Raw genomic sequence first — 19809 nt, forward strand, 5'->3', positions numbered from 1 at the left:
AGTCTGGCTGTAGTTTAAATCAATCTTCTAATGGGCTTTTGTATCCATCAGGTTTTAACGCTAAGACGTCGCAATCAAGACTATCAATAACATGCTCAGCGGTATTACCCACAAGCGCGGCACTTAAACCAGTTCTACCTACAGTACCTATCACTACCAGTTCAGACTGGCACTCTTTTGCAACACAAGGAATAACATCTTCAGGTAAGCCTTCTTTGATGATGCATTGCTTTGGAGTTAATGCAAAACGTTCAGCCAGTGCGTAGGTTTCATCTTCATGATGCTTTTTAACTGCTTCATTGTATTGAGACGGGTTGAATTCTGGTATTTCAATGGCAATATTGACTGGTGTCGCAGGGTACGTATTCACAATGCTGAGATTCGCATCTGCAATATTACAAATGAAATTAGCATCGGTGATAATCCGTTCGTTAAGTGTTTGATGTTGCTCATTATCAGAAGCGGCATTTACAGCAGCAAGCACATGGCCTCGCTCTGGCCAAGCGTGATCTTTAACGAGCAGCACTGGCGTAGGGCACTTACGAATGAGATGCCAGTCAGTCGGGGTAAAAATAACAGACTTCAAGGTGTCATGTTGATGAGTACTTTTTACGACTAAATCGAAATGACTGTTAATGACAGTCTTTATGATGGCCTCGAAAGGACGGTTGTGCCAAACCACCTTTTTGTTTATATCTATATCTAAAAAAGAAGCGGTTAATTCGCCTAGCCATGCTTCTCTGTCTTTGATCACAGCATCACGCATAGCATCACGCTCTTCTCTAGACAACATAGTTGTCATTTCATAGGAAAAGTCATAAATAGAGAGGAAAGCGGTGATCTTGGCGCCAGTTTTTTGAGCTAAGCTGACTGCGCGTTGTAAACTGTGTTGTTGTTCCTTGGATGGGTCTACAACTGCTAATATGTGTTTAATTTGGTCCATGAAGTTCACCTCTTTGGCTAAATCGTACACGTTTAGTGTAACGCAAATAGCCAAAGGTGAAAGTACAAACGCTGTAAAGGTTGTACTAGATCAACAACTAATTGCGGCCGTTTTAGCCAAACCAGGTATATCTAAAATGGTAATAAATTTACCTTCAACTTTAATGATCTCAGCCTTTTGGAAACGGCTTAGAAGGCGGCTAATGGTTTCAACGGTTAAGCCTAAGTAATTACCAATTTCACCACGAGTCATAGTAAATCTAAACTCTTTGCGTGAAAAACCGCGCTCACCGAAACGATTTGATAAGTTATAAATGAATGTTGCTAAGCGTTCTTCGGCGGTCTTCTTATTTAAGAGTAAAAGCATTTCTTGATCGTAATTTATCTCATTACTCATCAGACGCATGATTTGTTGGCGTAATTTAGGGAGTTTACCTGCTAACTCATCTAGCGTGTCAAATGGAATTTCACAGACCATTGAGGTTTCTAACGCTTGAGCAAAACTCTGATGTTGCATTTTGTTAATGGCGTCGAATCCAACAAGATCACCTGCTAAATGGAACCCTGTGATCTGTTCATCACCTTGCTCAGAAAGCGTATAGGATTTAAAAGAACCAGATCTTACGGCAAAAATTGAGTTTAACGCATTACCTGACTCAAAAAGAAAATCGCCTTTATGGAGCGGTTTTTTACGCTCAATGATTTCATCTAGTTTGTCCATCTCGCTACCATCTAAAGAGAACGGTAAGCATAACTGACTGATACTGCAGCTGTTGCAACTGATAGTACAGTTACCTTTAGAACGGTTTTGATTGCTTAAATCCATAATAAATCCATTAAAATTAGACGCATGACATGGATTAATGTACTAATTTATCAGTTACAATGATTAGTAGATAGATTCCATACCATACAAAAATACTGCCTAGCGCTAATCTTACCAGATTGTGATTTAAAAAGCGGCTAAGATGTTGGGCTGATTGCCCAATGGTTAACATAGCTGGTAAAGTACCCAAGGCGAATGCCATCATAATGCTTGCACCATGCAATGTTGACTCTGCTTGCAAAGTCCAAATTAAAGCTGAATACACTAACCCGCAAGGTAGCCACCCCCATAACATGCCATAGCCAAATGCTTTTTTTAAACTATCAACGGGCAAGAAAAGTTTATTGAATTTGACGATATGTTGCCAGAGTAGGGTTTTACCCATGCTTTCAACAAATTTGAGTGTGTTAGCAAGGCGCATCACGTAAAGCGCAAGCAAGATCATAAAGATCCCACTAAAAATTTTAACGCCTAGGGCGAAGTGGGTGTTTTGTTTAGCAAAACTCGCACCTAAGGTCGCGACTAGCATGCCGGCAATACAGTAACTTGCTAGACGACCAAAATTATAAGCTAAACTGACTTTGATAGCCGACAGGTTTTTACTTGCAAGCTGCAGACTAGAAGCAACTCCACCACACATGACAATGCAGTGACCGCTACCAACTAAGCCCATAATAAATGCGCTGAATAAACTAATCTCGTTCATTACTGCTTTTAGTATGCTTGTCTTTGTCGTCTTCGAATAAAATACTATGGCCTTGCTTATTAAGATCTGAAAACTGCTCACTTCTCACAGCCCAGAAGAAAATGCCAATTGCGATGATCACGAACAGAATCGCAATTGGGATTAAGATATATATGATACTCATAGTTTTAATAACCTTAGTGAGTTACAAATAACTACAATCGAACTTGTTGTCATGCCTATTACAGCAATCCAAGGTGGAATTAATCCAAATGCAGCAAGCGGTAAAATTGAACCGTTATAACACAGTGAAATAGCGAGGTTTTGTTTAACTATAAGACGAGTGGTAATTGCGACTTCTCTCAATGTGTTGATTGAGTTTAAATCACTTTTAAGTAACACAACGTCAGCGGTATTTTTTGAAATATCAGCACCTGTTTCCATAGCAACTGATAGGTGCGCACTATTAAATACCGGACTGTCATTAACACCATCGCCGATCATGGCAACTACTTCATTGTTTTTTGACCAAGACTCAACGGCTGTTTGCTTTTCTTCTGGTGAGCAGTTTGATTGGTAACTATCTAAATTCAGCTGTTTTGATAAAGTTTCACCAGCGTTTGAGCTATCGCCTGTTAACATATGACACGTCAAACCAGAGCTTTTTAGGTGCTCGATAACACTTGATGCACTACTCCTGACTTTATCTGTGAGATAAAAATCAGCAATCGGCTTTTGATTGATAAATAAGGTAGCCTGAGCTTGGCTGTCTCTAACTCCAAACCAACCAGTTTTACCGAGTGAAAACTCGTCTGTACCAAGTTTGGCACTGATCCCAATACCAGGATGAACAGTTACGTCGTTAAGCTCGTGATATTCAGAAGCATGTTCTAAAAAGGCAGCAGCAATAGGGTGCTCAGAGTATTTTTCTAAACTAGCACTTAAGGCGAGTGCTTTTTCCTCTGTGAATTCAGATGAAAATAGCACTGTTTTCGCGATTGAAAACTTACCTTCGGTCAAAGTGCCTGTTTTATCAAATGCGACACGAGTTAATTTTGTTAGTGTTTCGAGTACATGGGCTTCTTTGATTAATATGCCTTTTTTGGTCAACGTGGCAACAGCACAGGTCAATGCGGTAGGAATAGCCAAACTGAGTGCGCAAGGACAAGTGGCAACAAGCACGGCGATTGTCACCCAAAAAGCTTGTTCAGGATCAATTTGATACCAGCCAATCGCGGTCATTGAAGCAAATACCAGTAAACACGCAACAAACCATTGAGCGACTTTGTCTGTTACTTCAACCAATTTTGGTCTTTTGCTTAACGCATTATACTGCAGGCGAATGATTTGATTTAGGAGGGTATTTTGGCCAATTTTGTTGATTTCAATGGTCATTAGACCATCGTGATTTACTGTACCAGCGAAGACTTGGCTATTTAGTTGTTTCTTAACAGGCAGATGCTCACCTGTCATCATAGACTCATCAACCGTACTGCTGCCATCGATGACAATACCATCGGCTGCAATGGTTTCACCGGCTTTGATAAGTACTCTGTCATTTAATTTTAGATTACGTGCAGCGATGACATCTTCAGTACCGTCGTCTAAAAGTTTTCTAGCTGTTAAAGGTAATAATTTTTGCAGGTTTGCAGTGAATTCAGAAGCTTTAAGTCTGGCTCTAAACTCAAGATATTTGCCCAGTAAGAGCAAAAAGGTAAACATACAAATAGATTCGAAGTAAACTTCACCCACTTCCATGACAGTTGCGTAAGCACTGGCACCATAAGCACCAAATATTGCCAGTGAGACAGGCAGATCCATGTTTAACTGTTTAGCTTTTAGGCCATTGACTGCATTGGTTAAGAAGGGGAGAGCTGAGTAGAGGATCACAGGGGTAGCCAGAACAAGACTAATCCATCTGAAATATTGTTCGAAGTCTTCTTCCATGCCTGAAAACATGCCAAAGTACATCGCAAAAGCGAACATCATGACCTGCATTGTCATAAGGCCAGCAACACCTAACCTTCTAATGTATGCTTTGGCAGTAGCTTGTTTTTGCGCGGCTTCATCATCAGCTTGGAAAGGGTAAGCTTTATAACCTATTTCCATTAATGCTTTGATGATTTCACTGAGCAATATTTTCTCTTTGTTCCATAAAATCATTGCTCGGTAAGTCGATGTATTCACGTCAACACGGGCAACACCTGGCAGTGCTAAAAGTTGCTTTTCTATCAACCATGCACACGCTGCACAGCTGATCCCTTCAACACTTAATAGTACCTCAGATAAGTCACCTTGATGTGTGACAAAATCATCTTGAATTTCTTGATTATCATAGCTTTTTATAAAATTGAGCTGCTCAGGGACCAATGTTTCAACCTTGCCTGCACTATCAGTTCTGAACTTATAATAGTCGGTCATGCCCTGACTAATGATGGTTTCAGCGACAGCTTTACAGCCAATACAACACACTGCTTCATTTTTTCCCTCAAACTCTATATGGTCATCGAAACCGGCAGGGATTGGCTCTAAGCAATGAAAACAAGAATTAGACATAAAGGTTTACTTCAGAGATTTATTGTATTCAGGTGATACTTCAAGCGTTTCAATAGTCGGAATTAGTAGATCTTCTTTCATTTTCCAACTGCCATCCATAGGCTCAATAAAGATGGTGTAAGCGCCTAATTGGATATCTTCAAGAATAGCGGTGAAACTACCGTTTGCATTAGCAAGGAGGTTAACTTCGAAATCATGTTTTTTAATTGTGCGGTGATAAAAAGAGGCTTTGAGAGCAGTAACTTTACTAAAATCACCTTTGGTAAATTTAAATTCGACAAAATCACTTTCTACGTTTAAATCACCATGAAGATATAAGGCTTTTGCTTTGTTGAATTTACTTAATTCAAGGTCAATTGCTTTACCTTTTTTATAATAATCATCTACCACAATATCTGGGCCATTACCAACCGCAAATACAACTAGACCAATACATGCAACGATGGTTGCAACAGGGAAGAACATTAAAAACCAAGGCCAAAAATGCTTATACCAAGGGGTAGGTTTCATAGTGTACTCATAGCTAAAAAACAATGCTGATATAGTATCTTATTTGCCTATAAAAACCTAAAAAAAAGCCTCCAAATGGAGGCTTTTTTGATCTCAAATAATCTTAGCGATTCGCTTATTTATTCTGAGATAAGCTATATACATATGCTGTAAGTAAGTGAACTTTGTCTTCACCAAGAATATCTTTCCAAGCCGGCATTACACCAGCACGTCCATTGATTAATGTTTCTTCAACTGCACGTTGAGAACCACCGTATAACCAGATATTGTCAGTTAGGTTAGGCGCACCGAAAGGATTGTTGTTAGCAACAGAACCTTTACCGTCCATACCGTGACACGCTGCACACATTGCAAACTTAGCCTGACCTGCTTGAGCGTCTTTTGCATTCACTTTACGACCTGAAAGGCTTAATACGTAAGCTGTCATTTCTTTAATGCCTTGCTCACCTAATGCACTTTCCCAACCTGGCATCGCAGCTACACGACCGTGAAGAAGTGTTGCTTTGATTTGGTCAGGGTTGCCACCGTATAGCCAATCATTGTCAGTTAGGTTAGGGAAGCCCATACCACCACGTGCATCAGAGCCGTGACACTGAGAACAGTTTTGTGCATATAGGCGTTGGCCAATCTCAAGTGCTTCCTCGTTCGTTGCAAGTGTTTCGATGTCTTGCTTTGCAAATGCTTGGAAGATAGGACCAAATCGCTCATCAGCTGCAACATACTCTTGGTCTAGCTGAACCCATTCACCATTGGCTTTTGCTTCTTCAATCGCCTTTTGAGACTCTTCCATTGAAGTTACGCCTTGGTTAGAACTTGACCACTTTAGGAAGCCTTGGAAATTACCAAGACCAGGGTACATTGCTAGGTAGTAAACTGCCCAAATAAAAGTTGCGAAAAATAAGTAAGTCCACCACTTTGGTAGTGGATTGTTTAATTCTTCAATACCGTCGAACTCATGGCCACAGCTTTCACCTTCTTTTACACCTGCGTAGTTTTTCAGGTTCCATAGAAGTAAGCCTAAGATTAGAGCTAGACACGCTAAGGTCAATACGATGACCCAAATACTCCAAAAGCTAGTCATTTTTCAGACTCCTTTTCCTCATTAGAGATTGTGTTGTTGTGCTTTTTTTCATCTTCAAAGATAGCATTAGCAGCGTCGTCGAAACGATTTTTTGAGCGCTTACTATATGCCCACACAACAATCACAACAAATAGTACCAAAATTACCAGAGTCAAAATGCCTCTGTATGTGCCGTAATCCATAATAAATTACTTCAAGTGAGTGCCAAGTTGCTGCAAGTAAGCAATAAGGGCTTGCATTTCTGTCTTGCCTTTAACTGCTTCTGATGCGCCTGCAATGTCTTCATCGGTGTATGGCACGCCAAACCCTTTGAACACTTCAAGCTTCTTAGCTGTGTCTTTACCATCTAGTACATTTTCATCTAACCAAGGATAGCCAGGCATGTTTGACTCTGGAACCACCGAACGCGGGTCCATTAAGTGTGCATAATGCCAGTCATCAGAGTAACGCTCACCAACGCGAGCAAGGTCAGGACCTGTACGCTTAGAACCCCACTGGAACGGGTGATCCCAAACAGATTCACCAGCTACAGAGTAATGTCCATAACGCTCAACTTCGTCACGGAATGGACGGATCATTTGTGAGTGACAGTTGTAACAGCCTTCACGCACATAAATATCACGACCTTCCATTTCTAAAGCTGTAAGAGGGCGAAGGCCATCAACAGGTTTAGTCGTATCGTCTTGGAACATCAGTGGTGTAATTTCTACAAGTGCCCCAAAGCTGATTGCGAAAACAGTTAGGATAGCCATAAGGCCAACGTTCTTTTCGACAATCTCATGTTTGTTGGTAGAGTTATTATTGCTCATACATTACACCCCACTTAAGCCATTTGAGTATTAGCGTCAGCAGTTAAAGAACCGCTCTTCGCTGCAACTGTACGGTAAACGTTATATGCCATAACTAACATACCCGCTACGATGAATACACCACCCATGAAGCGCATGATGTAGAAAGGCTTAGATGCTTCAAGAGATTGAACGAAGCTGTACATTAATGTACCGTCAGAGTTAACTGCACGCCACATTAGGCCTTGCATTACACCTGAGATCCACATTGCTACGATGTAAAGAACTACACCCACAGTGTGTAACCAGAAATGCGTGTTAACTAGCTTAACGCTGTACATGTTACCGTGACCAAATAGAGCAGGAATGAGGTGATAGATTGCACCGATAGAAATCATAGCAACCCAACCAAGTGCACCTGAGTGTACGTGACCAACTGTCCAGTCTGTGTAGTGTGATAATGCATTAACAGACTTGATAGCCATCATTGGGCCTTCGAACGTTGACATACCGTAGAATGACAGTGAAACAACTAAGAAACGAAGAACAGGATCAGTACGAAGTTTGTGCCATGCGCCAGATAGCGTCATGATACCGTTGATCATACCACCCCAAGATGGAACGAATAGGATTACAGACATAACCATACCTAAAGACTGAGTCCAGTCAGGTAATGCCGTGTAATGAAGATGGTGAGGGCCAGCCCAGATATACAGAGAAATTAGTGCCCAAAAGTGAACTACTGATAAACGATATGAATAAATAGGACGTCCTGCTTGCTTAGGTACGAAGTAATACATCATGCCTAAGAAACCAGCTGTAAGTAGAAAACCTACTGCATTATGACCGTACCACCACTGAACCATTGCATCTACAGCACCTGCGTAAATTGAATAAGATTTACCAAGAGATACAGGCACCACCATGCTGTTAACAATGTGAAGCACAGCAACAGTAATGATGAAACCAGCATAAAACCAGTTGGCCACATAGATGTGAGAAACCTTACGCTTTATTAGAGTGCCTAAGAATACCACCAAATAGCTAATCCAAACGACCGCGATAGCGATATCGATTGGCCATTCAAGTTCAGCATATTCTTTACCGCTTGTATAACCAAGAGGAAGAGTAATTACTGCTGATAAAATAATAGCTTGCCAACCCCAGAAGGTGAAAGCGGCTAGTTTGTCTGAGAAAAGACGCGTTTGACAGGTGCGTTGTACAACATAATAAGATGTTGCAAATAGCGCACTTGTGCCAAATGCGAAGATAACTGCGTTCGTATGTAACGGACGAAGTCGAGAGTACGTTAACCATGGAGTGTCAAAGTTCAATGCTGGCCAAGCAAGCTGTGCTGCAATAAGCACACCTACACCCATACCAACAATGCCCCAAATCACTGTCATGATAGCGAATTGGCGTACAACTGTGTAGTTGTACTCAGATTGTGATGCTACTGATTGGCTCATTTTCTGGATTCCGCTGCAATTTTTGCGATTAGAAATGAATTACCTGCAAGCAGGCCCTATTATTTATTTCAAAAGTTTGCACTAAAGCGCTTAAAATTTAATAAAACGCTTAAAAAACAAGCTTGAGAAACCCTTTTTTTTGCATGGTAATAGTAATTTTTATGCAAAAAAAAAGATACCTAAAAGAAATGAAATCATGACATCAATCAATTTTTCCACTAAAAGCGAAATTTGAAAGGCCAATATGGCGACTGATTTAAAAAAAGCTTACACTTACCGTCTAAGACTCAATATAAAATTAGTATGACAAAACGTGAAATTCATCTCTTTATCTTGGTTTTGAGCCTGTTGGCCTCTGCCTGTTCAGACTCGGATATAATTATACATGAAAGTTCAGAAAAAAGTGAAAGTTATCTTCCGCCAGAGAAATGCCAACAAATTTCTCATTGTTTCACTCATGATGGACTGACACTTTGGCTTGGAAATAATGAAGTAAAAGCAGAGCAAGAGTTTTCTATTTTTTTACATTCAAAAAATAATGAAAGTCTACAAATTGATTCAGCTAGAATAGAAAGCATCAATATGAATATGGGTTACATACCATTATTTTTTTCTAAGCTTTCAAATAATACATATAGGGCTAGTGGTCTTGTTGGTGTGTGTGAAACTCAAGATATGCGATGGCAAATTAAGCTTGAAATAAGCCAGCAAGAGAATAATAAAGTATTAACATTACAGATACCTTCCACTTAGTTAAAACCCAGCTTGTTAATTATTTTTATATTTCTTTACAAAAGCGCGTTTTTTGCAATGACATTGTAAATAACATTGCGTATATTGGTTTTCATTTAATAAATAGAAGCTCTATTTAACTAGCTGTTTTTTTATTAACAACTAGAATTTAAGAAGAATAATAAGCATATAGCTGTCTTAAGGAGACCTACCTAATGGCAAAGCGATTTAATAAACTTACCCCAATCGCAACTTCCGTCGCACTATCACTTGGTTTAACTGGTTGTTTCGGAGACGATGACAACAATGTAAAAGTTGAACCTGTAGTTACCGTCGACGGCGTTGCAAATGCTGATTTCAATATTGCTGTTTCTGGTCGTGCAGTTAAAGGCACATTAAAAAATGCTGCATTATCTGTTAAAACAGTTAACGCAAATGGTGAATTAGTTGATGTTGCATATCGTTCAGAAGTAACGTCAGTAGAAGAAACCGCTTCGGCAACGTCAGAAGCTGAAGCAAAAAGCCTAGCTGAAAAAGCCATTTTAGATGCTAGCCCGTCAGTTGTAACAGGTGAGAAAGGTGAGTATACCATTTATCTTGCCAGTGACTTCAGCGGTCCATTACATATTTCAGTTAACACCAAGAAAGATGGCGATGACAGCTTAGTAAAGTGTGACGCTTTTGTCGGTTGTGGTGACTTCTCAGCTGCATCAGATTTAGATACTAACAAAAATGATAAAGTTGACTTTGGCGAGTGGTATAAAGATGACCTAGAGCTTTCTGTTGTTAAATTAATCAAAACAACTAGCTCTGATTCATCGTCTGTAAGAGGTATTCAATATGCTGAAGGTGATGCAGCAGCTAGTTTTAAAGCTAATGTAACCTTATTTACCTCTGCTGCTGCAGCAATTCTTATTGCTGATGGGGAAATAAGCACTGATACAATCAAAAGCGCAAGCTCGAAAGTTATTAGAGCGCTGATCGGTGACGAGGCATTATTAGCAACTTTAACTGCGGATATCTCTGAAGGTGGTGCGGTTGACTTCACGGACGTAGACGGTACAGAATCAATCGATGCTGGTGTATTAACCATGATCCAAGTTGCTGCATCAATTCAGGCTGTAGCAGCAAAAGGCGACAATGGCTCAATTTCAGACGTTATCGAGCAGCTAAAAAATGATGTTAAAGATGATAACTTAGAGGCAAGTGATACGTTTACAGCGCTAAAAGAACAATCTAAGGCTGCGGGTAAGATTTTAGCAGCAGTTGTAAGCGGTGATACAGAAGCAGTTAAAGCAGCGCTAATTGAAGCTGGTGTCGATGAAGAAACAGCGGAACAAACAGCTGCAACTGCTCAAGAAGCGAAAGATAAAGCCGTTGAGTCTGGTGCAACGACGGAAGAAGATTTAAAAGAAGATGCTGAAAAATCAGAGAAGCAATTAGATGAAATTGGTAATGGTGAAGTTCTAAAAAATGCTGAACTTGCAGAGTTGCTTTCTAATAGTTTGACGGAGCTAAAAGCTGAACTAGTTTCAGTTCAAACTCTGATGGCTACTTTTGAAACTCAATTAGCAAATGTTGATGAGTTAGCAGGAAAAGATGATAAAAGTAACCAAGATGTTGTTGATTATGGTGTTGCGGCAACAGAATTTGAACGAGCAGTTCGTGAAAGCGATATTTCTGCAACTTCAACTCAGCTAACGAATAAAATAGTTGAATTAGTCTCTTCTACAAACGGCTTAGCTGCTAAAGATGCTCAATATCAAGCAATTGCTGACGATGCAGCAGCACAAAAACCACTTGTAGATAGTGAGAATGTTAAGGTACAAGCCTTAGTCGCTTCTTCTCAGCAACATTTGGCTGATGCAGTTGAAGCGGTAAATGAGCTTAATTTAGGTAAAGAATTTGCTAAAGAGACAGCTGAATCAGCAATTGAAACTGCTAAACAGGCTGAAACTGACGCAGTTAGTGCAGAAGTTAACTTTAATACCATTAAGGTACGATTTGATGAGGCTGTCGGTTCGATTGAAAGTTCACAAGATGCTCAAACTGCAAAAGACATTCTTGCTGAATTAGAGTCAGCTTATTCATTGAATAAAGAAACGGCTCAAAAGTTCTTTGCAGATGCTTCAAATGCACTTGAAAAAGCCAATATTTATGTTGAAGAAGCGAAAAGCACTGATGAAGAAGCTGATTCAATCGCTACTCAAGCAGCTACATCTGATATGCATACACAAGCTATAGAGCATTACTATACAGTTTTTGGTAGTGAGCGAATCGATGAAATGGCGACTGGTGTAGCAAAAGTTGGTACTGGTAAGTTGGTTAATGTTAGTGCAGTTTCTCGTGAAGGTGCTGATGCAGTATTTAATGTTGGTGAAGTTATCTTTGATGTGATCAAAGATATTTTAGATAACGGTAGCTTTGGCTCAGGACAACAGTCAGGAACTTCAGAAAAGTATCCTGACTGGGAATATTCATATGATACAGAGAGATATTCATTTAGCTTTAGAAATACCAGAGATGGCCAAAACATTGATGCAATAGGTTCTTTCATATCAACAGAAAGAAGCAAGTTCTCATTGACTTGGTCTGGTATGGTTAAGTCAGATAATGGACAAACTTTAAATATATCTGAACAAGACAGTGCTGAATGTTTAGATTATGCCAACTCTTTTGAACGAGAAGTTATTACTCCTAATGCATCATGTTTGGTTATCCACTTTAATGATTATGTAACAAAGTTTGATGATGTAGACGCGGATTCAGTAGATAGAGTAACTTCTTATAACCTTGTAACATTCTCAGACGGACCTTATGGGTTTGATGGTTTCGTTAGTTTCGATGTAACAGCGACTGATATTGATGGTTATTCGGTGCCAATCTTCAATAGTGATGTAACTCAGCATCTAAACTTTGTGGTTCAAGGGACTTCAGAGCAGGTGGAGTTTAGCACTTCATTTGATGTAAGGTATGAAGAGCCGGTTGAAGAAATTGGTTCGATGACAATTAGCCTACTTAATTACCATGGCTATCAATTTAGTGTTAATTTAGTAGATGAATCTGATCCACTAATGGGTGAAGTTTCTATCCTTGATGAAGGCCTAACTAGATTCAAAGCTGGTGACATTACTGAAATTGAAAACGGCTTTAGAATCAATTACATTAGCAATGAATCGATTGATTACACAAATATTGAGGTTTACGGCGACAGATAAACCCAATTTTTAATAACTAGGGAAAGGGCAACCTTTCCCTTTTTTGTTTTAGAAGTACTCTTATGAAAATAAAAATAAGCCCAGTAATACTTTCTTTATTTGTTGCCGCGCATGCACAAGCAGGCAAGCATCCAATTACCGTTCATCACTCATTTTCTTCGGAGATTTATACTGAAGCTCAACCAGTAAAAGCTTTTCTAGATGAATTTGATAAGCCATTAGAAACAGGTGACAATGCTTTCACATTCAATACCTTTGAATTAGGTGTGAAGCATATGGGCGTGGGGGTTGGTGTGCAGAGCCGATTTGACTATGTGTTAGAGTTTGATCCTGATACTGCCCTGTATACGCATTTAGAAAAAAACGATTTGCCATTTGAAGATAGAAATTACAGATACTATTTAGAAGGCAAGCAAAGCACTACCCATGGTGTTTATATCTCATATGATATTGAGCTATTTAAAAAATCTTTAATTATTGAACCTAAGGTAACGTATTTCCAAAGTGCACATTTTCAAGATGGGGTTGTAGATGGCACTATTTACAGTGATGAGGTTGAAGGTGCTTTAAACGTCGATTACTACTTCTCGAAGGATGTATTATTTAAAGAGTTCACACCCGATACTAGTCCACAAGGTAAAGGTTATAGCTTCGATTTAGGCATGTCATGGCAAGCCACAGATGATTTACATATTCATGTTCTAGCGAAAGACCTTTTTTATGAGGCCGAGTATGAGGGCAGTGGATTCGTAAAAGGTTTTACTACAGATATTCCTTTTCAAGAAAATGAAGGTGGCACGCTATCAACATCACCTACAGTGAAATTGAACACTAGCTCTTTTGATCGAGAAATAACGCATACCTTGGAGCGTGATGCTAGGTATTATGTGAATGTTGATTATCAGTATAATGACCGCTTAGCTTTTCAGCTTGCAAGTAGAAAATATCACAACGACGCATTTCATCAAATGTCTGTCAGATATGGGTTTTGGGATCATTGGAAAACGTTTGCGGGTTTTGAAACGCATAGCAAAGCTTATCTTATTGGTGTTGAGAACAAGTATTTTACTCTGTCATTCAAAACCGATAATTTTGATTTCGATAATGCCAACTACGCCAATTTATCTTGGTCAATCAAAAAAGATTTTTAGAGCAGAATTATGAAAAAAACACTCATTTCATCGCTTGTCGTCGCTCTTCTTTCAGGGTGTGGCTCGAGTAAAGATAACACTGAACAAACAACCCCTCCACCCATTGAAGAGACACTAGAGAAGTCTGAAGTGGAGTTTTATATGCCTAGCTTTGTTTCTCAAAGTGGGGTTTTAAAAATTGTAGATTTAACGACAAATACGACACAAAACAAAGAAGTGGCTGATATATCAGCTTATGAACTGTCATTAGACGAACAAAGAACTTATGCGTTTTCATTTGCTCCAACTGACAATCGTATAACGTGCCCGTTACAAGCAGGATGTGGTCGCTCTATCAGAAATGACCCAGATGATCTCAATGGCAATAATGAAATAGATTTTGGTGAGCCAATAATTGCGGATCTGACTTATCAAGCTCAAGCATTTCCTGTTGCAGGTATTAATAAGGTTTTCTTCTCACCATTTGCCACGCTTATGGCAGAAAGGAATATAGCAAATAATCAATTAAGCTTGACCAGTACACCGATATATCATCTCGCTCATAGTAATCAAAACCAATCTTTGAGTGCTGAGTTTTTAGCTGATGCAATTACTTTCTCCGATGCAATCATGCAGCACAGATTAAGAGAGTCAGGTAGTCAATTTGCACAAGCCTATGACACGGTGTTAAATGATATCGAGAGTACTGATTGGTCTAACTATTTGTATAATGCGAATGATTATTTAAGAACTCTATTAACAGATGACAAAATGAGTGCTTTATATGCTGGTCAATCTGCGCTCGTTCATACTCGTTTGAATAGTGTTTTTAATCCCATTCCATTAGCAAATAGTAATGACTTTGATGCTGATAGAAAGCATGCGTTACTTGTTCAAATACGCGAAGCCATCGGTGTGCTAAGGCTTCAAGATGAAAACTATAGCGAAGAAATGTCTAAGCGACTTGAAGAAATTGAGGGAATAATAAATCAAGATGCCGAGAAAGCCATTGAGCTTATAGGGCAATCTATCTTAGATGTTGTGTTAGAGGTTTCACCTGCTGATGATAGTTTTCCGGGCCGTTATCAAGTTAATGGCTTAACCATTGACTACTCTGATGGACCATTTACTTGGGTTGTATCAGGACAGCGAGAAGGCTATGACATTGAAATGAATATTGTCATGCCAACATGGCGCAAAAGTGCTTCTTTGGGTGATAAGATTGAAGGTACAGGGATCGCTAAAATTTCAAAAGGTGACTTAGAACTGGCCCTTGATTTATCAAATATTAATTTAGAACTTGATGGTACGATTGACACAGATGATTCGCAAAGTACAACGGGTGTTGGCATCTTTGCTGGCGTTATTACTCTGAATCAAGAGAACTCTATACTTAAAGGGGATGTTGATCTGACGGTTAAAAGACAGATCCTTGAAGAGCAGTTAGATACGATAGTTCTTTCATTCGCTACTGATGCAGTGCTGACAACACCGAGTCAGGTTATTCCTTTAAAGGCATATGCAAATGAAAGAACCCCTTTTGAGGTAGATTCGACTAATTTAGCGTTTGGTATTGAATTAGGGTTAGCACTTAATGGAGCAAAAGACTTAAAATTACAGTTTATAGGTGAACCTGAGTTACTTTCTGAGTTGAACCAAGGTGATGTGTATTTATTAAATAATAATAAAGTCATGGAGATTGTGGTGCGTACTGCGGGCGACAATATCAATTTGGTTGCTCGGGGTGAACATGGCTATTGGTTAGATCTCAAAAAGAAAGGTAAAAACTATACGGGTGGTTACTACCTAGGAGATAAACAAGTCGGGGATATTCAAACTGTTAGAGGTATTCCTGGTATATTATTTCCTGATAGTACATTTGAATCACTATTTTAAATCGAGGATAATGGGCTGTTTTTCACAGCCCATTATTTTTTATGAACAAACAGCATTTCATTGAACATCTAAAGTTCGCATTAGAAACAAAACTCCAAGAAGCTAAACAAGCTGCAAATTCTGCAAGAGTTGATGCTACTCATGAACAAAGTGCAGCCGAAACACAATATGATTCATTAAGCATAGAATCTGCTTATTTAGCGCAAGGGCAGAGCGAACGCGTTGATGACGCTTATAGAGCAATAAAAGCATTTGATGAGATATATAGTTTAAATTCGACTGAGACTATTACAGTTGGCAGTTTACTTTGTTGTGAAAACGATAACGAGCGGTGTTTTTGGTATTTTATTGGCCCAGCAGAAGGTGGCTTAAAATTAGTTGTCAGAAACACACCAATTTGGGTTATCACTCCTTCTTCCCCTTTAGGCCAGTTACTGTTAAATAAATCTCTCGACGAAGCGTTTGAATGGCGCATTAATAGTGAATTAACTGAATTTGTAATAACAAAAATTCTTTAAATAGATCAATAAATAACAAAAGGTATGCTTTAATATTAGTCAATTATCAAAAAAGAATAATAAGCTATGCCTTTTAACATCATTAATAAAGCGAATGAACACCTAGATTTGTTATGTGACTTGCTAACATTACATGGCTTGGTACCTATTTGCGTGAAGCTAACAGATCATGAGCCAGCAACTTATATACAAGTGATGGGAGAAAGTCAGTTAAAAGTGCACTGCAGCTTATTTTCGGACTCTGAGGCCAGATTTAGTTTTTACAAAAATACTAGCCGTATTCAAATGAGATTAGTATATACCGGAGTAGGTACGCGGCTTTTTGGTAAAGAAGAGTTTTTCAAACATTTATATAAAACTATAAATGATTAGTAGGTTAAGGAGAGCATAAATTCGTGACAAACTGTGCGTGCAGATAAGAGATATTTTCAATAAGTACTTCTTTACCAAGCACATCAGAATCAACAAGTGATTTGATTACGTTCTCTTCGCTTTGCATTTGCATCATCATATTGCCATTTTTTATGTGACTAATATGCCAAGCCTCTTGTGCGACACCACCTTGAAAAGACTTATAAGGTCTATAGAAGCCGTATTGAAGTAAGTTTTCCTCCAACCATAGGTTCAACTCATAAAAAGGACCCGACTGGTTATATTCCCACGGTTCTAATTGCAGACTTTGCCCTTCAGCGAGCATATTAGGGGCGTAGATATCTAAATCAGTGCCAAAATGATGTCTGCTCGCACCTGGCATTGCTGAGTAGAGCATTATGGCTTTTATAATCTCAATTTCGGACAGGTTAGCAATTTTAACAGGTTCATTCGTTGCACTTAAAATAGGGCGTTTACCAGAAAACTTGTTATTCCAAATAAGAGATTGGCGCTCAAAGCTTCGATATGCAGATGCAATTTCTAAATCAAACCCTGCATTTTTAGCGGCTAATTCTAAAGCTCGAAAATCATCGACGATCTCTTGATGAAGTTGTTTGCCTTTGTATTCGGTTAAATGCGCTTCAGAAAGGCCGCAAGCGCAAGCGGCCATATCAGATAAAGTCATTAGCTAAGTAACTTCTCGAGTATCTTCTCGTAAACTAAAGCCAGTTTGTCTAAATCATCACAGCTAACGTGTTCATCAACTTGATGTATGGTCGCATTAATTGGCCCGAGCTCTATTACTTTACAGCCCGTCTGCGCAATAAAACGACCATCGGACGTGCCGCCAGTTGTTTCTGGTGTACTTGGCAAGCCAGTTACTTCTTCGATGGCAGCCAACGTCACATCAAGCAATTCACCAGGCTCAGTTAAAAATGGTAGGCCATTTACAATCCAGTTTAAGTCGTACTCTAAGCCGAACTTATCTAGAATTGCGATTGCGCGTTGTTGTAGCTGTTCAACCGTTGACTCTGTTGAAAAACGAAAATTGAACTGCACATACACACTGCCAGGGATGACGTTAGATGCGCCAGTGCCGCCTTGAATGTTTGATATTTGAAAACTGGTTGCCGGGAAAAATGCATTGCCCTTATCCCATTCAGTTTGACTCAGCTCTGCCAAAGCAGGAGATACCGCATGAATTGGGTTATGTGCTAAGTGCGGATATGCAACGTGGCCTTGTTTGCCTTTTACAGTTAAATGTCCTGTTAAAGAGCCTCTACGGCCATTTTTAACCACATCTCCTAGTCGGTCACGAGAAGAAGGCTCCCCGACCAAACACATATCGATTTTTTCATTTCTGGCTTCAAGTAGATCGACTACCTTTGTGGTGCCATTAATGAATGGACCTTCTTCATCCGATGTAATTAGAAACGAAATAGAGCCTTTATGCTCAGGGTGCTTTTCTACAAATCGCTCAGTTGCAACCACCATAGCCGCCAGTGACCCTTTCATGTCAGCGGCACCACGGCCATGTAATATGCCATTTTCAATGACACCGTCAAAAGGAGGATGTTGCCAGTCAGTCTCATCGCCTGTAGGCACAACATCAGTATGACCTGCAAAGCAAAAATGTGGGCTATCAGTGCCTTTCCTTGCCCAAGTATTTAAGGTATCGACAAAAAAATGCTCTTCAATGTTAAAACCAAGTTTAGCTAAACGCTCGTTCATTAAGGCTTGACAGTTAGCATCTTCAGGGGTCACTGATTTCTTTTGGATCAATGCTTGGGCTAGTGAAACAACCTCAGAATGTTGAGGTGTATTATTTTGACTGCCCATTAAGCGAAAATCTCATCATACTGGGCTGCTTTAAAACCAAGGTGTAGTTTACCATTCACCTCAAGAATAGGGCGTTTGATCATTGCTGGAGCCGCAACTAAATGAGTAATGGCAGATGCTTCAGATAGGTTGTTCTTTTCATCATCTGATAACGCGCGGTAGGTTGTTCCACGCTTGTTTAATACTTGCTCCCAGCCTAAGTTTTTGCAAAATTCAGTAACTAACTCTTCTGAAATCCCATCTTTACGGTAATCATGAAAAGTAAATTCAATATTATTATCACTAAGGTATTTTTTTGCTTTTTTAATGGTGTCACAGTTTGGAATGCCATACATAGTGATCATAAGAGCCTCTTAAATATTCTGGTTTTGAGTAATTGTAATGAGTGGATCTAATCCAGCACGCACTTGCTTAAGTGGGTAAAAGCAAGGACCTAATTTATCTGCGTTAACAATAAGTAAACTGCCGAGCAGTGGCTTGTCAAGATGTGTGGTTTCGAAGTAAGCAAGTAATTCACCTTGCTTGACTTCTTTTTTGCCAAAAGCACTGGTGATTTGCAAGCTTGTATTGGCTTGCTCTGAAGGTGGTTGAATATGTATGAGTAATTTCAAGCCATTTTTTGCAACCAATATAATCTCGTAGCCATGACGCTTAACTTGTTCAATTTTACCGTCAAATGGCGCGGTGACTTTTCCCTGAGTTAACTCAACAGCCACACCTCTTCCAATCATGCCAGATGAAAATAGAGCTAAAGGGTGATTGTTAAGATTTAAAACTTTGCCGCTAAATGGACTGGCTAAGTGTAAAACTGGATCTGTGATTTCGTTTATTGGCGAAAAAGAAATGGATGGAGAAAACTGCATTAAAGAACCGTGTATCCGTCTTTTTTAAGCGCATCAATAGCGTCTTGTATTTGTTGTTCCTTTACTAGAACATAGTCAGTATCGTATGTAGAAATCGCAAAAATAGAAATTTTAGCTTCTGCCAATACGCCTGAAATATTCGCCATGATACCTGTAAGAGAAAATCCCAAAGGACCAATTACCTCCAATGCTCGCCAATGTCGCTCTACGGCAAAACTGTCGATGGAAACATCAGCAGGGCACACAATTGAAAGTTCTTCTAGTGTTTTAGAAATAAAAAAGATATCACAAGCTAAAACCTGATCAGGAATAGCTTGGTCAACGTCAAGGCTATGTATTGAAAAATCCTGTTCTAACAATTGTAAAGTTTGCTTTGACATAGTC

20 protein-coding genes are annotated in these 19809 nt (G+C 39.4%); 5 read left to right on the forward strand and 15 right to left on the reverse strand.

The window, feature by feature from the left end:
• Positions 1–19: 19 nt before the first annotated feature.
• The 10 genes from uspE to ccoN all read right to left on the reverse strand — a co-directional run bounded on the left by uspE (position 20) and on the right by ccoN (position 8857).
• Positions 20–943, reverse strand: coding sequence for a universal stress protein UspE (uspE, locus tag CWB72_RS08315; RefSeq protein ID WP_138630540.1), 924 nt, complete (start codon positions 941–943; stop codon positions 20–22).
• A 90-nt stretch (positions 944–1033) separates the two neighbouring features.
• Positions 1034–1768, reverse strand: coding sequence for an FNR family transcription factor (locus tag CWB72_RS08320; RefSeq protein ID WP_138630542.1), 735 nt, complete (start codon positions 1766–1768; stop codon positions 1034–1036).
• 34 nt (positions 1769–1802) lie between these two features.
• Positions 1803–2474, reverse strand: a complete 672-nt coding sequence (locus CWB72_RS08325; RefSeq protein WP_138569027.1) for a sulfite exporter TauE/SafE family protein — start codon at positions 2472–2474, stop codon at positions 1803–1805.
• Entirely contained in the window at positions 2461–2637 is a 177-nt protein-coding gene (gene ccoS, locus CWB72_RS08330; RefSeq protein ID WP_130254465.1) for a cbb3-type cytochrome oxidase assembly protein CcoS, read from the reverse strand. Before ccoS ends, CWB72_RS08325 begins: the two co-directional genes overlap by 14 nt.
• A complete protein-coding gene (locus tag CWB72_RS08335) occupies positions 2634–5009 on the reverse strand; it encodes a heavy metal translocating P-type ATPase (protein WP_138630544.1) in 2376 nt (791 codons plus the stop codon). The genes ccoS and CWB72_RS08335 overlap by 4 nt, the downstream gene beginning before the upstream one ends.
• A gap of 6 nt (positions 5010–5015) precedes the next feature.
• Complete coding sequence (locus CWB72_RS08340) at positions 5016–5519, reverse strand: FixH family protein (RefSeq protein ID WP_138569025.1); 504 nt, start codon at positions 5517–5519, stop codon at positions 5016–5018.
• Between the two features lie 115 nt (positions 5520–5634).
• Positions 5635–6600: a cytochrome-c oxidase, cbb3-type subunit III gene (gene ccoP / locus CWB72_RS08345; RefSeq protein WP_138569024.1), complete on the reverse strand. Its 966-nt coding sequence runs from the start codon at positions 6598–6600 to the stop codon at positions 5635–5637.
• Positions 6597–6782, reverse strand: coding sequence for a cbb3-type cytochrome oxidase subunit 3 (locus CWB72_RS08350; RefSeq protein ID WP_130254461.1), 186 nt, complete (start codon positions 6780–6782; stop codon positions 6597–6599). Before CWB72_RS08350 ends, ccoP begins: the two co-directional genes overlap by 4 nt.
• 6 nt (positions 6783–6788) lie before the next feature.
• Positions 6789–7409, reverse strand: coding sequence for a cytochrome-c oxidase, cbb3-type subunit II (ccoO, locus tag CWB72_RS08355; RefSeq protein WP_130254460.1), 621 nt, complete (start codon positions 7407–7409; stop codon positions 6789–6791).
• A 14-nt stretch (positions 7410–7423) separates the two neighbouring features.
• A complete protein-coding gene (ccoN, locus tag CWB72_RS08360; RefSeq protein ID WP_130254459.1) occupies positions 7424–8857 on the reverse strand; it encodes a cytochrome-c oxidase, cbb3-type subunit I in 1434 nt (477 codons plus the stop codon).
• Positions 8858–9160: 303 nt separating this feature from the next.
• On the opposite strand from ccoN, the gene CWB72_RS08365 reads away from it, so the two are divergent.
• The 5 genes from CWB72_RS08365 (at position 9161) to CWB72_RS08385 (ending at position 16351) form a co-directional block, all read left to right on the forward strand.
• Positions 9161–9610: a hypothetical protein gene (locus tag CWB72_RS08365; RefSeq protein ID WP_138630546.1), complete on the forward strand. Its 450-nt coding sequence runs from the start codon at positions 9161–9163 to the stop codon at positions 9608–9610.
• A gap of 194 nt (positions 9611–9804) precedes the next feature.
• Complete coding sequence (locus tag CWB72_RS08370) at positions 9805–12807, forward strand: hypothetical protein (RefSeq protein WP_138630548.1); 3003 nt, start codon at positions 9805–9807, stop codon at positions 12805–12807.
• Between the two features lie 62 nt (positions 12808–12869).
• Positions 12870–13958 carry a hypothetical protein gene (locus CWB72_RS08375; RefSeq protein ID WP_138630550.1) on the forward strand — a complete coding sequence of 363 codons (1089 nt, stop codon included), beginning with the start codon at positions 12870–12872 and terminating at the stop codon, positions 13956–13958.
• 9 nt (positions 13959–13967) lie between these two features.
• Complete coding sequence (locus CWB72_RS08380) at positions 13968–15833, forward strand: hypothetical protein (protein WP_138630552.1); 1866 nt, start codon at positions 13968–13970, stop codon at positions 15831–15833.
• Positions 15834–15874: 41 nt separating this feature from the next.
• On the forward strand, positions 15875–16351 hold the full coding sequence (locus CWB72_RS08385) for a GreA/GreB family elongation factor (protein WP_138630554.1): 477 nt from the start codon (positions 15875–15877) through the stop codon (positions 16349–16351).
• Between the two features lie 376 nt (positions 16352–16727).
• Here the strand turns inward: CWB72_RS08385 and CWB72_RS08390 are convergent, their stop codons facing one another.
• From CWB72_RS08390 to CWB72_RS08410, 5 genes are read right to left on the reverse strand one after another with little or no spacing between them, the layout of a single operon-like run.
• Positions 16728–17408: a M15 family metallopeptidase gene (locus CWB72_RS08390; RefSeq protein ID WP_138569018.1), complete on the reverse strand. Its 681-nt coding sequence runs from the start codon at positions 17406–17408 to the stop codon at positions 16728–16730.
• A complete protein-coding gene (gene dapE / locus CWB72_RS08395) occupies positions 17408–18562 on the reverse strand; it encodes a succinyl-diaminopimelate desuccinylase (protein ID WP_138630556.1) in 1155 nt (384 codons plus the stop codon). The genes CWB72_RS08390 and dapE overlap by 1 nt, the downstream gene beginning before the upstream one ends.
• Positions 18562–18906 carry an ArsC family reductase gene (locus CWB72_RS08400; protein WP_138630558.1) on the reverse strand — a complete coding sequence of 115 codons (345 nt, stop codon included), beginning with the start codon at positions 18904–18906 and terminating at the stop codon, positions 18562–18564. Before CWB72_RS08400 ends, dapE begins: the two co-directional genes overlap by 1 nt.
• Positions 18907–18915: 9 nt before the next feature.
• Positions 18916–19425 (reverse strand): PTS glucose transporter subunit IIA, encoded by a 510-nt coding sequence (locus CWB72_RS08405; RefSeq protein WP_138569015.1) that lies wholly within the window; start codon positions 19423–19425, stop codon positions 18916–18918.
• The gene (locus CWB72_RS08410) at positions 19425–19805 is read right to left on the reverse strand and encodes an ACT domain-containing protein (protein ID WP_138569014.1); all 381 of its coding nucleotides are present in this window, start codon (positions 19803–19805) and stop codon (positions 19425–19427) included. The genes CWB72_RS08405 and CWB72_RS08410 overlap by 1 nt, the downstream gene beginning before the upstream one ends.
• Positions 19806–19809 lie beyond the last annotated feature (4 nt).

The sequence above is a fragment of the Pseudoalteromonas phenolica genome (assembly GCF_005886345.1).
GTDB classification, from domain to species: domain Bacteria; phylum Pseudomonadota; class Gammaproteobacteria; order Enterobacterales; family Alteromonadaceae; genus Pseudoalteromonas; species Pseudoalteromonas phenolica_A.

Excerpts from the sequence above, each read along its gene's own strand:
- uspE (WP_138630540.1), bottom strand. The coding sequence starts at position 943 with ATGGACCAAATTAAACACATATTAGCAGTTGTAGACCCATCCAAGGAA.
- CWB72_RS08320 (WP_138630542.1), bottom strand. The coding sequence starts at position 1,768 with ATGGATTTAAGCAATCAAAACCGTTCTAAAGGTAACTGTACTATCAGT.
- CWB72_RS08325 (WP_138569027.1), bottom strand. The coding sequence starts at position 2,474 with ATGAACGAGATTAGTTTATTCAGCGCATTTATTATGGGCTTAGTTGGT.
- ccoS (WP_130254465.1), bottom strand. The coding sequence starts at position 2,637 with ATGAGTATCATATATATCTTAATCCCAATTGCGATTCTGTTCGTGATC.
- CWB72_RS08335 (WP_138630544.1), bottom strand. The coding sequence starts at position 5,009 with ATGTCTAATTCTTGTTTTCATTGCTTAGAGCCAATCCCTGCCGGTTTC.
- CWB72_RS08340 (WP_138569025.1), bottom strand. The coding sequence starts at position 5,519 with ATGAAACCTACCCCTTGGTATAAGCATTTTTGGCCTTGGTTTTTAATG.
- ccoP (WP_138569024.1), bottom strand. The coding sequence starts at position 6,600 with ATGACTAGCTTTTGGAGTATTTGGGTCATCGTATTGACCTTAGCGTGT.
- CWB72_RS08350 (WP_130254461.1), bottom strand. The coding sequence starts at position 6,782 with ATGGATTACGGCACATACAGAGGCATTTTGACTCTGGTAATTTTGGTA.
- ccoO (WP_130254460.1), bottom strand. The coding sequence starts at position 7,409 with ATGAGCAATAATAACTCTACCAACAAACATGAGATTGTCGAAAAGAAC.
- ccoN (WP_130254459.1), bottom strand. The coding sequence starts at position 8,857 with ATGAGCCAATCAGTAGCATCACAATCTGAGTACAACTACACAGTTGTA.
- CWB72_RS08365 (WP_138630546.1), top strand. The coding sequence starts at position 9,161 with ATGACAAAACGTGAAATTCATCTCTTTATCTTGGTTTTGAGCCTGTTG.
- CWB72_RS08370 (WP_138630548.1), top strand. The coding sequence starts at position 9,805 with ATGGCAAAGCGATTTAATAAACTTACCCCAATCGCAACTTCCGTCGCA.
- CWB72_RS08375 (WP_138630550.1), top strand. The coding sequence starts at position 12,870 with ATGAAAATAAAAATAAGCCCAGTAATACTTTCTTTATTTGTTGCCGCG.
- CWB72_RS08380 (WP_138630552.1), top strand. The coding sequence starts at position 13,968 with ATGAAAAAAACACTCATTTCATCGCTTGTCGTCGCTCTTCTTTCAGGG.
- CWB72_RS08385 (WP_138630554.1), top strand. The coding sequence starts at position 15,875 with ATGAACAAACAGCATTTCATTGAACATCTAAAGTTCGCATTAGAAACA.
- CWB72_RS08390 (WP_138569018.1), bottom strand. The coding sequence starts at position 17,408 with ATGACTTTATCTGATATGGCCGCTTGCGCTTGCGGCCTTTCTGAAGCG.
- dapE (WP_138630556.1), bottom strand. The coding sequence starts at position 18,562 with ATGGGCAGTCAAAATAATACACCTCAACATTCTGAGGTTGTTTCACTA.
- CWB72_RS08400 (WP_138630558.1), bottom strand. The coding sequence starts at position 18,906 with ATGATCACTATGTATGGCATTCCAAACTGTGACACCATTAAAAAAGCA.
- CWB72_RS08405 (WP_138569015.1), bottom strand. The coding sequence starts at position 19,425 with ATGCAGTTTTCTCCATCCATTTCTTTTTCGCCAATAAACGAAATCACA.
- CWB72_RS08410 (WP_138569014.1), bottom strand. The coding sequence starts at position 19,805 with ATGTCAAAGCAAACTTTACAATTGTTAGAACAGGATTTTTCAATACAT.